We start from the raw sequence: 15,819 nt of genomic DNA, 5'->3' as shown, positions 1-15,819 counted from the left end.
GGAGTTATATCACAAATATCTTACAGCAAGCCTTTTACGCGGCTAACCACGTTCTCAACCGTAAAGCCATACTCGGCAATGACGCGGTCGCCAGGAGCGGATGCGCCGAATGTGTTGATGCCAAGAATATCGCCTTGGTCGCCGACATAACGCTCCCATCCGAACGGATGAGCCATTTCGATGGCAAGACGAGCTTTGACATTCGGAAGCAGCACGGAATCCTTGTATGCTTGATCCTGGCTGTCGAACAGATCCCAGCTTGGCATGCTGATTACGCGAACAGCGATTCCTTCTTCAGCCAGTGCTTCTTGTGCTTTAACAGCAAGCTGAACCTCGGATCCTGTTGCAATGATTTGAGCTTGTGCGTTGCCGTCTTTCGCATCGGAAACAACATAAGCACCGCGTTTAATGCCTTCACGAGCTTGGTCCACCGCACCTGCAAGGATTGGCAGATTCTGACGAGTCAGCACCAACGCTACAGGACGATCCGTATTTTCAACCGCATACGCCCATGCCGCGGAAGTTTCGTTAGCATCCGCTGGACGAATTACAGTCAGACCTGGAATGATCCGCAAGGAAGCCAATTGTTCGATCGGTTCGTGCGTAGGACCATCTTCGCCGACAGCGATACTGTCATGCGTCAATACATACGTAACTGGCAGCTTCATGATGGCAGCCAGACGAACAGCTGGACGCAGGTAGTCTGTAAATACGAAGAACGTACCGCCGAAAATCTTCAGTCCGCCGTGGAGTGCGATACCGTTCATGGCACCAGCCATCGCGAATTCACGAACGCCATAATAAACGTTGCGGCCTTCATAGCTCTCTGCCGTGAAGGATGCCAGGTCGTTCAGATGCGTCATCGTGGAGCTCTCCAGGTCAGCCGATCCGCCGAGCAGCTGCGGTACGCCTGCAGTCAAACCATTCAGGGCTTTACCGGATGCCACACGAGTGGAAACCGCTTTGTCATCTGCGCTGTACTTCGGCAGGTCTTTGTCCCAGCCTTCAGCCAATTCACCGGATTCGCCGCGCTCGAATTGTGCTGCCAGCTCAGGATAAGCCTCTTTGTATTTCGCGAACTGATCAACCCAAGCTTGATAAGCCGCAATACCGCGGTCTTTCACTTTGCCGAAATGCTCGCGTACTTCCTCAGGTACATAGAAATCTTCTTCATATACCCACTTATAAAATTCCTTGGTCAGCTTCGCTTCTTCGGTACCGAGCGGGGAACCGTGCGTACCTCCATGGCCGCCTTTGCCTTGTTTGTTCGGGCTGCCGTAACCGATGACAGTCTTCACTTCGATCAGCGTCGGGCGATTCGTATCAGCCTTCGCTTCCTCGATCGCTTTCTCGATTGCAGGGAGATCGTTACCGTCTTCCACGCGCAGCACCTGCCAGCCATAAGCATCAAAGCGCTTCGCTACATTCTCGGAGAAGGCCAGATTAAGCTCACCATCAAGAGAGATATCATTTGAATCATACAGCATAATCAATTTGCCGAGCTTCAGATGGCCTGCCATCGAAGCTGCCTCCGATGCAACGCCCTCCATCATGTCGCCGTCGCCGCAAATCGCATACGTATAATGATCCACTACATTAAAGCCATCTTTATTGTAAGTCGCGCCCAAGTGAGCTTCTGCCATCGCCATCCCCACAGCCATCGCCACACCTTGTCCAAGCGGACCTGTTGTTGCATCAACACCAGCAGTGTGGCCAAACTCAGGGTGACCAGGCGTTTTGCTGCCCCATTGACGGAACTGCTTCAAATCTTCAATGGACAAGTCATAGCCGCTCAGGTGAAGCAAGCTGTAGAGCAGCATGGAGCCATGGCCCGCAGACAAGACAAAACGGTCACGGTTAATCCACGTTGGCTCTTGCGGGTTATGATTCATCGTCTTCGCAAACAATTGGTAGCCCATAGGTGCAGAACCCATCGGCATGCCCGGGTGACCGGATTTCGCTTTCTCGATAGCATCAATCGCCAATGTCCGGATCGTTGCGATAGACAGGTTGTCGATCGTTTGGTTATGTTCGGTTGTCATGATTCGTCCTCCTCAAATCTTTTCCATAGTAAGCTTCAAAAATGAAGGCTTCTTACGCCCTAACCGCCCAAATTCACATGCATCTGAGCAGTTAGGAATGTTGAGAATATCATTTTGACTCTTATTGTAACACCACACGTCTTTCATTTCCATAACGTAATTGTCAATGTGATGTAAAAGTCACCAGGGCAGCCACCATCCCACTTGCATTATTTCCCTTAATAGTCCGGTTATAACCGGATTCGACAGTCATTAAACGATTTCGTTAAACATAGCGCGTACGAAACGTTCCTCCTCTCGCTGTTGCCCCCAAATATCTTGGAATGTTTCTAGCAAGGACGAAATTCGGGGGCAAAGCACCTGCTTCCGATGTAGCTTTCCTTCGGAAAGCTTTTAGGCGACCGCTACCGCTGGTCCGGAATCGTTTCGTTCTCTCCACTGCTTCATGCATAAGCATCCATGCAAGATAACTGACTAAAACAAAAAAATGGCGGTACAGAGTTTATCTCTGATACCGCCATTTCTTTGTTTTTTTGTATGTTTCATCTAATGAGCTATCTCGTTAAAAAAATCAGATTTAATTTTAGGAGAATCTCGTACGGCGCGGTATCATCGCGAGCCGCGTTTTTTGGCTTTGAGCAGGCGATCCATGGAGGAGCCTGCTTCCGGAGCCGGCCCGGTACTCCCAGGCCGGCTGCTGCCGTCCCCCTGCGCCTTCGGCGGCGGGGGAGGCGGTGTGGGCGCGATGTCCTTGCGCGCGCCCTGGCTTGCGGCCGGCTTCGCCTGGGCCGGCCGCTCTTCCCGCAGCGGGGCATCCGCCCGCTGCGAATCGCGCGCCTCCGGCGGGGCCTTACGGCCCGCTGCCGGAGCTGCGCGGGATGCCGGGGCGGGGTCCCCGCCCCCGGCACTGCGGCCCGCACCGCTGCGCTCGCGTACGGGCGGGGCCTGCGGCGGCGGCTTCGCGGAGCTGCCGCCGTAGAAATCGGCGGCGCGGGCTTTGCGCGCCGCCAGCCGCTCGAGGCCAGCGTCACGCGCGGCCTCGCGGGCAGGAGCCGGCCGCCTGCGGACCAGGGCGGCCATCCTAGCGCCGATGGCGCCCCATGGCAGAGCCAGGCGCCGCACGGCGATGTCAGCGACCCACAGCAGCAGGGCCGCCGCCAGTAGCGGATAGCTCCAATCATGGAGCTGCATCCGCGAGGTTGCCTGCCGGTCGAACACTTCGGCCGGGTTATCCCAGGATAACACGCGGCCACCTGTCGCTTCGGCCAGCCGTTTCAGAGCTTCCTCACCGCTGCCGGAAGCAATGCGATATTCCGGCGAATACGGCACAACGAAACCGGTGCCCGGCGCAGCTTGCACCGCTCCTTCGCCGCTTGCGTCCTCAAGGGACATTAGATAAGCTCCCGGCTTTGATACGTTAACAAGTCCGGTATAACGACCCGGAGCCTCCTGCGTGAGCTCCACGGTCTGCTCGCCGGCTTCATCGTCCCCAATCACCGCGGTAAGCTTCTCCGGCGGATTCTCACCCGCTGCAGTCACTTGCAGCTTCACTTGATTGCCTGCTGTCTCAGTCGTCACTTCATAGGGCGATGACGAAAACTGAGGGAACGTCCACTTCACGATTTCGGTCAACGTATTGGCAAAGCTGGGCCAGGACACCCACTCCTTCGACCATTTGCCACTTAAATCACTCGTCCAGGCCACCGTACGGCCGGATCCGTACTGCCAGCGCGACAGGATCGGGTCCGGTTCGGGACTGGACAGAACGGTCTGGGCAGACGACTTCGGCGTTGCGGCTACATATCCATATAGCCCCGGTACGCCCTTCTGGAATAAGCTCGCCCAATCACCCGCATTATGAATGGCCGGAACAAAGGGCTTATCCACGATATAGGATTTGGCCAGCATAACGGCCTCCCGGCTGAATACCGCTGGCAGTGTCGTTTCATCCTCTACGAAATAATAACGGCCTTTAGCTGCCTCAGCCAGGGATTGAAGCAGATTCGTGTCAGCATCCATCCCTACTGCTACTGAAGACATCGTAATTTTGTTCTCCACCATCGTATCCGTGAGATCCTGATAACCTGGATCCATAGCCGATTGTCCGTCAGTCATCAGAATGATATGCCTGCGCTGCGATTTAATCTTCAACATCTCCTCAAGCGCTGAAGAAACGGCCGGATAAATATTGGTTCCGCCAGCGCTTGGAATCGACTGGATGCTGCTGAGCACCTCTTCCTTATTTCCGAGCTTCTGAGGCGGAACGACCCACCACGGCTGATCATCAAAAGCAACAACGCCAACCGTATCCTTGGCTCGCAGCAGCTCCACCGTTCGCATCGCTGATTCTTTGGCCAATTCGATCTTGTCGCCATCCATACTGCCTGAACGGTCAATGACAAGGATGAGACCAAGCGATGGAATCTCCCGCTTGCCTTCAAGCTCCATAGAGACCGGCAGTGCCTTTTCAATGGGAGTTTTAAAATATCCCCCCATCCCAAAGCTGTCCTCGCCCCCAGCCATCATAAATCCGATACCAAAGCTTCGGACAGCCTGCTCGATCAGCTCCATCTGCTTGCCGCCAACGTCACTGCCCGACACGTTATTAAAGATGATGCTGTCGTATGCCGCATACTTGGCCGCTTCCAGCGGAAGCAGCTCCGGCGGAATCACTTCGGTGCCGATCATTCCGGACTCAAGCGCAGCTGTTATGTTGCCTGACGTGCCCGGTGTACCTTCCACGATCAGCACGTTCGGCGGACCTTCCACACGGGTAAAATCAAACGCTGCATTGTTGGCGGATGCCTCATCCCCGTCCATGAAGATTTCAGCACGATAGCGATGGAGTCCCGGATTTTTGGCCAAACCTTTAACGGCATACCGATTCTCGCCAGGAGTTACGTCCACGCGTTCCCGCCCGATCTCCCGGTTATCCTCGTAAATGCGCAATTCTCCGGAGGTTTTGAATGTACTCCGAATCATGACCTCCACATAAAAAGACTCCGCCTGATACAGCTTATCCGGCACCTTCAGTTCCTCAACAGCAGCGTCCTTGATTACCTGCTTCGGGGCCGGCAGTACATCAACCGCAATGCCCCGATCCTTGAGCAGCCTCCCCGCTGCTGCCATACTGCCTACATTCTCTTCTCCATCCGAGATCAGTACGATTCGCGAATCACTTTTGCCCTGAAATAGGCTCCCGGCAAGCTGAAGACCGGACTCCAAACCAGTAAACCGCTGCTCCAGCAGCGCGTTTAAAGATGCGCCGGCGTTCGTCGCAGTGGATAAGCGCCGCTCCACAGCGCCTTCAAGGCCGGCAGATACAATGGCCGTGCCATCCTTCTCCCCTTTTGCCGCAAGAGACTCGTTGATCCAGCTCGTGATCCGTGCAGACTCCCCCATACTGTCCGATCGGTCTGCCATATACACTACCTGTTTATCACGGAGTACGGTAAAACCATGCAAGCCCGAAATCATAAGGATCAATAACAGAATGACACAGGTTCTCAGGAACAAAGCCAGTTTCTTGCGAAAGCCGCTTAACCGAAAATCCGATTTGTATGCGTAATAGAGAAACACGCCAGCCGGAATCAACAGCAGCAGAAGCCATGGTTGGCTAAATTGAACGCCCACGCTGATACACCCCCCATTCCGCTGCGACCACAGCCAGTGCCAAGGCTGCCAGCCATGGCATTAACGAACCGGCACGACTTGACGTTTCGCTGTGCTTGGATGACCCGTCACGATCACCAGCTGTCGTATCATCCTGGTTCGATGATGTTTGACTCACAGGCGGACCCTGATCTTTGCTCCACTCCGCCTCATATGGATCTGCCGTTACGGCCAGCCAGTAACGGAGCTTATCGCCCGCCTCATTCTGCTGTTCAAAAGCGTACAACCCAGGGATTTCCGGTACAATCTGTACCGGCGATATGCTTTGCTCATTACGGAGAGCCTCCTCAGGTGAGATTCCGTCCGCAAGTGCAAGACCGTTCTTGGGCACGAACTGTGCGGATACCGTATCCGCCGCAATCGGAATATCCGCTTGCGCACCGGCCATATATCGGCCAAGCCCACTTCCTTTGCCTGAAGTCATCCATTCCAGCGCATTGCTGACCATGACCGGAAATTCAGGCGATAACGGAAGATCGCTGTCCTGAAGCAGAAAATTGAAGGACAATCGAGGGCGTCCACTTTCATTCCCTGCATAGACGATGGGTTGATCACCAAGCTTGACGACAGCATCTCCCCATGTCGGGGTTTGATCCACCAGCGTTCCGAAATAAACGCCCGAGAGGGTAACAAATTTAGTCACCGGATGCTTGGCAAGAACGGGGCGTCCTCCTTGGTTTCCAACTTTGTCGCCTTCTCCGCCGATCGTCCACAGCGGTGTTTTGGCAGTCAATTCTGCCCACTTCCCTTGCCTAAACCCTGCGGGAACGGCTCCATCCATTACCAGCAGATCAAATTCGCCGTCAGGTACAGGCGGTATGTCCGAGGCTGCGCTGCCCTTGTCCGCTTCTATATTTGAATTCTCATTCTCATCCTTCTTGCCTTCCGCATCATTCCAGGCAACCCGGGTGACTTCGGCGCCACTCAACTGCAGGGCCTTCTCCAGAAACAGATTGCCTGAAGTCAGCAGCAGTACGCGTGAAGATCCATGCCCGAGACCGAATGCATAAGATTGATTATCTGCGGCGTACCCGTCTTCCCCGGATAGCTCAAGCCGGTATACCTCCGCAAACGGGAGATCGGTAAACGATTCCGTTAATTTCTTGCCGGGCAAAAGCTCCAGCACCTTGCTGGTCAGCAGCTGTTCATCCCCGTAAAGATTTACTTCGGCCGAAACGGATTCCTTGGCATTCGTGCTGAGAACCGCAACCGCCCCATAGGATGAGCCCGATTCTCCCTTTGCCGAAATGCCGAATTGATCAATGGACACGTTGTGAGGAAGCTCGCCCTGCACCTTCTCTACGGATACCGGGACCTGAAATGCTATAGGCACCGTGTCCTGTTTCCAGTAGCTATCCGTAAAAATGACCACTTCTGCATCAGGTTCCTCTCGCGTCAGAGCCGAGGCAAGCGACAGGGTCTCCCTATACGAAGCTGCCCCATAATAAGGACGCAAGTCATCCACAGCTTTATCAATAGCTGTACGGTCACTTTCATGGGATAGCAGTGTTATCGGACTTGCTCCCATCGACAGCAGCGTAATTTCACTTCTTCTTCCTTGATTCTTTACATAGTCCCTGATTCTTTCCTGCATCAATTCCAGCCTCGTAACTGCTTCTCCTTCTGTGGAAGGCTGTATCTGCGCGCTCATGCTGCCCGAGGTATCGGCAACGATGACGACATGGGCGCTTCCTCCACCCGACACCTGCAAAAAGGGCTGCATCAGTGCGAAGACCATGAGTGCTGCAGCAAGCAGTTGGAGCCACAGGAGAAGCCGGTTCTGCAGCTTCTGCCAAGGCCTGTTGGCCTCCAGGTTCCGCAGCACGCGCTCCCACAGCAAGTGGCTGGGAACAGTTGTATCTACATATTTTCGTTTGAACATATACATGAGCACGATGGCCGGCAGCGTTAAACCGAACCATAGACTCAGCCAAGATTGAATCCCCAAGTTGTTCCCTCCTTACTCCCATGGACCCTGACTAGCGAGACTTCCTTGTTTCCCCAAGTATTGAAAAAGAAGGGCTATCTATAACTTCCTCTCTTTATCCAATGACCCTCCATGTATGAAGTCCCTCTCTATCCAGTGACCAAACCAGCTCCCGCAAGAACTCCAAACATCGCATCTGTAAGCGGCATATCGGCCGGAATAAGCACATAGGACATTCCGCGTTCCGCACACACGCGGGACAGCATCGTCCGGTAACTCTCCAGCTCCTCCTTGTAAGCTTCAAGGACCTTCCCCGTCAATGCTACTTCCTTGCCGCTCATTGTTTCACTGTCAATCAGTCGCAAATCGCCCGTTAATTTAGGTTCCAGCTCTTCCCTTGATAATACATGCACCAGCACGACCTCCTGTCCGGTACCAGACAAAAGGGAAAGCGCCCTGAACAATTCCTCTTCGCCGCCCTCCAGCCAAAAATCGGAGAACACCCAGGTCATTCCGGGCTGCCTTGGCAAGGCACCTGGAACCGCAAGCGCCGCTCCCAAACTGCCCTCTCCCCCCGTTTCTGCCCCTTGCAGAAACGAAAACAGGCGATGGGCCGATCCCTTTCCTCTCATGATCGGAAGACGGGCATGAATCGAACGGCTGTAACAGGCAATCTGCAGCCTGTCGTAGGATGATAATGCCATATAGCCGATACTTGCAGCGAGTTGACGCGCAAGCAGCCATTTCCTGTTTCCCTTCCCTTCCGCCGGATTATCGGCGGCTGGTTCCATAGGCGATGAGATAGCAGTTCCCATGGATGCGGAACAGTCTACAAAGATACTCACGGTCAGCTCCTGTTCATCCATAAATTGCCGCACGAATGCTTTTCCCGTACGAGAATAAACGCCCCAATCAAATCTGCGGACATCGTCACCGGGAGCATATACCCGGTAGTCAGCGAACTCGAGAGATGAACCGAGCCGGCGGGATCGTCTCTTCCCCTGCAGCGTTCCAGCGACCCTTCGCTTTGCATCAAGAGTCAATCGCTCCAGGCGCGGAAGCCACTCCGGAGGAAGCAGGTATTCGCCCCCGCTCACGCGGATGCCTCCAATGCTTGCAGAACCTCCTGAATGACATGGTCTGTCGTAATGCCGAGCGCCTGCCCCTCAAAATTCAGAAACAGACGATGGCGCAGCGCAGACAGAGCTACAGCACGGATATCGCCCGTCGATACGTGCATGCGTCCGCTGCACAGAGCCCGCACTTTGCTCACTGAGATGATGGACTGAATGCCCCGCGGCCCGGAACCGAACTGCACGTATTTACGTACTGCTTCCGGTGCTGCTGCCTCCTCCGGATGCGTCATCATCAGCAAGCGAACTGCATAATCCAGTATTTCGTCTGCAACAAGCACTTCCTTGGCTCCGCGCTGAATCTCCAGCAGCTCGTCCCCGGTCATTTGCCGTTCCACCTGAAATTCATGAGAGGACGTCGTCCGTTTCACGATTTCCTTCAGTTCATCCGCGCTGGGATATGATACCTCAATCTTCAGCAGAAAGCGGTCAAGCTGTGCCTCTGGCAATGGATATGTCCCTTCATTTTCCAGCGGGTTTTGCGTTGCGAGCACGAAGAAAGGCTTAGGAAGCTGATGGGTTACCCCACCGACCGTAACCGTTTTCTCCTGCATGGCCTCCAGCAAAGCACTCTGGGTTTTGGGCGTTGCCCGGTTGATTTCGTCGGCGAGCACAATGCTGCTGAACAGCGGACCCTTTTGAAAGGTCATTCCGGTGTCGCCATGCTGGCCAAATGACAGGATATTGGTGCCCGTAATATCGCTCGGCATCAAATCCGGCGTAAACTGTATACGGGAAAAGGACAGTTCCAACGCTTCGGATACGGTACGGACGAGCATTGTTTTGCCGAGACCAGGAATCCCTTCCAGGAGGGCATGCCCTCCTGCAAAAATACACCACAGCATCTGCTCCACGACATCCTGCTGTCCGACAATCACCTTGCCGATATGTTCCCGCAGGCCTGCTATTTTCTCCATCCATTCCTGCGGCCTCACTGCTATGTCCGACATGGATTCAACCTCCATCTTCTTGGTAAAATTCAAAATGAAATTCAATAGTCCATTCTAACTTCGTATATCTTTAAACCCTCACGGATTCGGATTGATTTGCATGAAATATTCCTCAACCAGTCCTTGCATTTGGTCCGGCAGCTGATTGCGGTCCAGCGTTTTACGCGCCTCGGCCTCGTAATCGCGGTACACTTCCTCATAAGGCCTCGACATGCCGGGAACTGTCGGTGAAACGCCGCCCTTCTGAACATCTCCGCCGCTGCCCTTGATCTCGCCGGAATCATTCTGTACATTGCCGCTGCCCTTGTAATCCCGCGGGATCGTCACGAGCTCACGGCCGCCTGTGCCAAGACCGGCTCCACTGCCGGTTCCGCTGCCTGATCCACTGCCGCCCGAACCCGAGCCTGTACCGGAACCTGCGCCGCTTCCCGAACCGGATCCGCTGCCAGCGCCTTGACCTTGTCCAGCCCCGCTACTTCCTTCGCCGGAAGAATCCTCCGAGCCTTCGCCTTGTTCGCCTGAGCCTCCGCCGGAACCAGCCAGAGCCAATGCTTCAGCACTGCCGCCGCTGCTCCAGGCATCGGATACCGACATTCCTGCTGCCGCCATCTGATCGGCTAAACTTAGCCCCTGTGAAGCAAGAGCAGCTGCCAGCGAAGCAGCAGACTGCGACTGACTATCTGAAGCTGCTTTGGATTGCGCTGCCTTGGCCAACTCCTCTGCCAGCTGCTGAAGCGCTTCTTCCAGCTCTTGCGGCAGCTTGCCTTCTTTTAGTGCATCGGCTGCTTTCTTAAGCTCTTGCTCCAGCTTCTTGTCTTCCATCTGCTTGGCAGCTTCTTCAGCCAGCTTTTTTAAAGCATCGGACAGCTCGTTCTTCTCTTCCTGAGACATCTTCTTCACCTGCTCGGTGAGTTTCTTCATTTCCTGCTTTAATTGATCGGCCATACCTTCGGCAAGCTTCTTCCCGACTTGGGATAGCAGCTTATTCTGCTGCATTTTTTGGGCGAGTTCAGACATCGCCTTTGCTTTTTCCTGCTGCTGTTTCGCCATCTTCTCCAGCTCTTTCATGGCTTCTTCCAGCTTCTCGAGCGCTTGCTCGGGATGCTTTTCTTGCTTCAATGCTTTTTTCAAGGCATCCAGCTTCTCCTGCAGCTTTTTCCTGTCGGCAGGAGCTAGTGTTTCTTTCTGAAGCTCTTCCGCAAGCTTTTCGGTTTTGGCTACCTGTTCCTTCATCCAGTTTTGCTGCTCTTTGGCTGCTTCGACCTTCTTATCCATTGGATTCGGGACAAAGGCAAGGATGACCACGGCAACGAGTGTAACGATGCACAGCAGGAGTTGTTTTTTTCGACGAGGAGAAGGGAGCCGCTCCGGTAATTGCTCCGCAAATCGCGCACCGTAACGCTCCGCCTGTTCCCGCTGCCATTTGACTGCCTGCGATTCCTCTTCCTTAAACGATAATGCCGTCACCATCATATCGCTTCGTTCCGTTCCGCCCGAAGACTGATCCATCGCGGAAGCAGCCTCTTCGATTGGCACCCGATACAGCCATCCCCATATCAAACCTACAAAGCCTGCACCAATCGGAAAGGCAATGTATGCGAATGTAAGCCAGGTTATGGGTATGAATCTCCCAAGCACCAGGAGCAGCAGCAGCGCGGCAAACCCTGCCGTAAGTCCGTATAATGCATACGTAATGAGGCGGAATCGCTGCAGCCGCGCTCTGGCGGCTTCAATAAAGCGCATGATGTTGTCCACTGCACTTCCTCCTTATCCTGAGCTTTGGATATGTTAGACTTCGTTATCTGCCGTCTCCTGTGCTTGGGGTGGCTGAGCTGAAATCTTATCCTTTCGTTTCCGTCTTGCGACAGGTCGAATGTTTCGAATAGCTACCCACAAGGCAAGGACGATCACAACCGAATACACGATGAAGAATTCCAGCCACAACTCGATGGGCGCCTTGCTGTTTAAGCTTCCGCCGCGCAGCATGAATACCTGCTCCGAGAAGGAAGGGTTAAATAAACTTAGCATCGCTCCGGCTGGATTCAGACCAAGCAAATATCCAACCCAGGAATAACTCCCCGGTACGATCGGCTGCCCGCTTTGATACATATTCCGCTGTTCAATCCCCATGAAGAACAGATACAGCAGTCCTGTTACAAGGAAAATAATAAGTCCAGCACCGTAGGTAACAATGATCGCCACGATGGTCCTTTTGAATAAAGTAGAAAACATGACCCCTAGCGAGCCGAGCAGCAGCATGACGAATAAATAAAAGATAAACACAGATACGAGCTGCTTTGGCGAAATTCCTCCATACAGAAAAACAATACTGTAGATCGGCAGTGTGGCCAGCACGATGAGTGCCATAAAGCTAAGTGCCGACACCAGCTTGCTTAGCACGATGGTAGCTGAGCTCTGCTGGGTTGTCAGCAGCATGCTAAGTGTTTGCTTCTCCCGTTCGCTGCTGATGACCCCGGCGGTAAGTGCCGGAGCCATGAACGCAATGAGCACAAGCTGGGCAAAACTGAGCACGTAGAACATCATCTGGCTCATTTGCGGATCGAATCGTTGAGGCCCTCGCTGCCCTAAGTATAAGAAAAGATATATGAAACCCATGGCGATGGCGCCAAGCGCCAGCACATACAGCAATACGGACAGCATCGAACGCTTTGAACGCATCCGCAGCCGAAATTCCTTGTCAATGACCGGATTGATTAGCGCTTTACTCCAATTCATTCGCGGGGTCCTCCTTTGGTAATTTCGAGGAATACATCCTCCAGATTGCTTTGCGCTTCCTGAAACGACACAATCGGAATCTCCCAGGAGACCACCTGCCGCAGCAGAGCGCTTTGCTGCACATCATCCCCGCTGTAATGGACATGGACGCCGGTATTATCCGTCAATACCGATGTGACATGGAGTTCGTCCCGCAGCTTCTCGGCCAGCTCCTCTTCCCGCTCCAGCGTGCGGATGTGGATGACCTTTTTGACGCGGAGACGGCTTTGGATATCAGCCACCTTGCCTTGCGCCACCATCTCGCCATGCTCGATCACACCGATTTCATCCACCATCTCGGCAAGCTCCGGCAGAATATGCGACGAAATGATGATGGTCTTGCCCATAAGCTTCAATTCCTTCAATATTTCCCGCATCTCGATCCGGGCCCGCGGATCAAGACCCGAGGCTGGCTCATCCAGAATCAATACATCTGGATCATGCACCAAACAGCGCGCCAGGCATAAACGCTGCTTCATGCCGCGTGAGAGACTATCCACGTACGTATCTGCCTTGTCACTCAGGTTCACCAGCTCAAGAAGCTGTGGAATGAGCTGCTCCCGCTCGGCACGCGGAATGCCATAACTCGCTCCATAAAAATGCAGATACTCGGTAGACTTCAGCTGATCATATACCCCAAAGAAATCGGGCATGTAGCCAATCCGCTTGCGGACCTCCTTGGGATGCTGGGTCACGTCATAGCCACCGACTTTGGCAACGCCAGAGGTTGGCAGCATCAGGGTAGCCAATATGGACATGGTCGTGGATTTGCCTGCTCCGTTTGGACCGACAAACCCGAATACCGTCCCTTTTTCGATATGAAGACTAATGTCTTTGAGCGCATGAAATGTACCGTATTTTTTACTAAGGTTTTGAATTTCGATCATTGCGTGGCCTCCCCCTTCACAGACAGTTCCGGCATCATAAAGTTGGTTTGATCCTTAGCGGTGATCATGAACCTGATCCGGTTCCCTATAATATACTGCTCGGGATTATTGTTAATGGTATATACATTGTTCGTGTCAGTAACAGGCTCCCATTCGCTCTTCTTCGCGTTCCAAATCTCCATCGTAACGTTGCTGTTGAATTTGGTGCCTTTAATGGACAACTCCGAGTACTTTACATTGCCTTCCGATATTAATGGGAATTCAGCGATCAAGCTGCCTTGTCCCATCTCGACCCCATGCGGATATACTCCAAACATTGGTGCATTCACCTGGGCTATTTCAGCAGATAGGAAACCGTAAGGAATGTTAACCTTGCCGCTCAGCCCCCACTCCATCTTCACCGGTTGTATCCAGAAATTAAGCTGATCACTATCTACTTCGCTGCCTTTCAGCGTATAGTTCGTCAAATGGTCTTTGCTCCATCCCAAAATGTAAGCGTCCTGGCCCACCATCCCTCTCGAATACCCGTAATTAGACAAAATATCCCGTTCCCGCTGTTTGGTGTCATTCTGCGAGTATGGGTACAGCATTCCGGATAAATCACCGCCTACAAACTTAATGATTTGTTTCGGATCCTGGGGAATAGCTTCCGTTCCCCCCTTGTTGATATCTCCCAGCTTGTAGGCTTTGCCTCCAACAACCAATGCCACCTCGGTCAAATCGTTAATGGTATTGTTAGTGACCTTACCGTTTAAATCCCCTTTGTCATCCAGCTTTAAATCCAGAGAAAGACGTCCCATCTCCTCCGTCCCTTGCCCGTCAATCCATACTTTGGCTAACGACCATTGAGACATATCTCGGAGCTCCAGCGTTGTGGACTCCTGTCCCACACGGACAAAGCTATTATTATCACGCATTCCCCCAAACGTATTCTGCAAGCCTCCCGTTTTCAAATACGTATGCTCGGGGAATTCGAGGGCATAATTGCCGCTGCGCGGCGTGAAGAATGCGGAGGCCGTGGATTTTACCGCGTCTCCCCGCCCGTTAAGCTCAATCAGGTTGATGGTATGCGCGAGTTCCCTCGTTTTATCCGACGAACCCACCGCATAAACGGAAACGCTCGCAATGACAGCAATAATCGGAATCAAGAACCACGCCCATTCCCGCTTGTCCGCCTTCTTCAAAATAAAATAGAGAAGTGGCGCTACGATGACCGCATATATAATAAGCATCCATAACAGCAATGTGAAGGAAGGCATCTTGAGCGATGGAAAATACTCCAGCACATAACTCAAATTGTCCATAAGCGAATTGTAGTACATGCCATTTTGCAAACCCATCATAGGTAGGTGATTGCGCAATACCGAGGCCCATGCATCCGGATGGCCAGCCCATGAGCTTACTGGCTCCATGGCAAGGTCGTATGCAGCATATTGAACGCTTCCCTGGCCATAAACATGCGAGGCAAATACAGGTTGACCGTCTGCTTTAATTCCGATCTGTGCATCTTCCACCGCCGTCACGGTAGAAATGGTAAATGGCCCATCCAGTTTCAGCGGTTTTCCGCCCAGTTTTTCAAGCTCGGGCAAAGCGTTAACAGTCATCGTACCATTTGCCACCACCGGAGCAATGTCGGCAAACGGCGCAGCCGTTTTGGCATAACCCGCACCACCGGCAAGTATCAGCGTACCGCCGCCATTCACCCAATCCGTGATCGCTTTGCGCTGTGGATCTGACAATGTATCGGATGAAAAATTATTGATTACGATCACGTCCAGCCCGTTAAGCAGCATCGCATCTGCTGGAATGCTGGTCGGCTTGAGCGGGAATACATTCACGCTATTGCCTTTGCCATTCAGGACGTTCATGAAATTCATGGTGTCCGGATCATCGGACAAGACCCCCATAAGCGCGCCTTGGTAAGGGGAAGCTTGCACATAGTTTTTACCCGTAGCAAAAGAGATTGGCTTTCCCTTGGAGTAAGACCCTTCATAGAAAAGGATCTGGTTATTATCTTTGTTTAGCACAGTCCCTGGAATTCCGATAATGACTTCCTTAGGTGTATCCTTCGGTAAATCCACCTGCTGGACATAGGAAGTGTGATAACCATTGCCGTAGTTGCTTTGAATCTGCACGACTATGTCACCCGATATATCCCGGTCACTCGTTAAGGTTAGTTTGAGCGGATTCCATTTATCATGTTTGATCTTGCCTTGATACCCCATCTCGGATTGAATGCCAATCTTCGCACCGTCGGCATAAACCTTTCCTGCCGGTATTGACAAGGATAAAGTCGCCATGATCAGCAGTACCATCATCGGCAGCAATATCCACGTTCTCTTAGTATAAAACGACAACTGATGATTCCCCTCTCCACATATAAATTGCTTTCCCACGACATATGACACAAGAATCCGAAGACTTATGTAATGA

General features: G+C 52.9%; 9 protein-coding genes. All 9 read right to left on the bottom strand.

What is annotated here, in order from left to right; translation table 11 throughout:
• Positions 1-20 precede the first annotated feature (20 nt).
• Positions 21-2,042, bottom strand: coding sequence for a transketolase (gene tkt / locus ABEQ74_RS16205; RefSeq protein ID WP_430123169.1), 2,022 nt, complete (start codon positions 2,040-2,042; stop codon positions 21-23).
• Between the two features lie 609 nt (positions 2,043-2,651).
• Entirely contained in the window at positions 2,652-5,675 is a 3,024-nt protein-coding gene (locus tag ABEQ74_RS16200; protein WP_430123168.1) for a VWA domain-containing protein, read from the bottom strand.
• Complete coding sequence (locus ABEQ74_RS16195; RefSeq protein WP_430123167.1) at positions 5,659-7,662, bottom strand: vWA domain-containing protein; 2,004 nt, start codon at positions 7,660-7,662, stop codon at positions 5,659-5,661. The genes ABEQ74_RS16200 and ABEQ74_RS16195 overlap by 17 nt, the downstream gene beginning before the upstream one ends.
• 128 nt (positions 7,663-7,790) lie before the next feature.
• On the bottom strand, positions 7,791-8,738 hold the full coding sequence (locus ABEQ74_RS16190) for a DUF58 domain-containing protein (RefSeq protein ID WP_430123166.1): 948 nt from the start codon (positions 8,736-8,738) through the stop codon (positions 7,791-7,793).
• Positions 8,735-9,724, bottom strand: coding sequence for an AAA family ATPase (locus ABEQ74_RS16185; protein ID WP_430123165.1), 990 nt, complete (start codon positions 9,722-9,724; stop codon positions 8,735-8,737). The genes ABEQ74_RS16190 and ABEQ74_RS16185 overlap by 4 nt, the downstream gene beginning before the upstream one ends.
• Before the next feature lie 78 nt (positions 9,725-9,802).
• Positions 9,803-11,479, bottom strand: coding sequence for a phage tail tape measure protein (locus ABEQ74_RS16180; protein WP_430123164.1), 1,677 nt, complete (start codon positions 11,477-11,479; stop codon positions 9,803-9,805).
• A gap of 33 nt (positions 11,480-11,512) precedes the next feature.
• The gene (locus tag ABEQ74_RS16175) at positions 11,513-12,460 is read right to left on the bottom strand and encodes an ABC transporter permease (RefSeq protein WP_430123163.1); all 948 of its coding nucleotides are present in this window, start codon (positions 12,458-12,460) and stop codon (positions 11,513-11,515) included.
• Positions 12,457-13,386, bottom strand: coding sequence for an ATP-binding cassette domain-containing protein (locus ABEQ74_RS16170; RefSeq protein ID WP_430123162.1), 930 nt, complete (start codon positions 13,384-13,386; stop codon positions 12,457-12,459). Before ABEQ74_RS16170 ends, ABEQ74_RS16175 begins: the two co-directional genes overlap by 4 nt.
• Positions 13,383-15,743 (bottom strand): hypothetical protein, encoded by a 2,361-nt coding sequence (locus ABEQ74_RS16165; RefSeq protein ID WP_430123161.1) that lies wholly within the window; start codon positions 15,741-15,743, stop codon positions 13,383-13,385. Before ABEQ74_RS16165 ends, ABEQ74_RS16170 begins: the two co-directional genes overlap by 4 nt.
• Between the last annotated feature and the right edge of the window lie 76 nt (positions 15,744-15,819).

This window comes from Paenibacillus solani, assembly GCF_050475945.1.
Classification (GTDB): Bacteria; Bacillota; Bacilli; order Paenibacillales; family Paenibacillaceae; genus Paenibacillus_AQ; species Paenibacillus_AQ solani_A.
The sequence above is the reverse complement of the archived record's forward strand: the minus strand, read 5'-3'. Positions and strand labels throughout refer to the sequence as shown.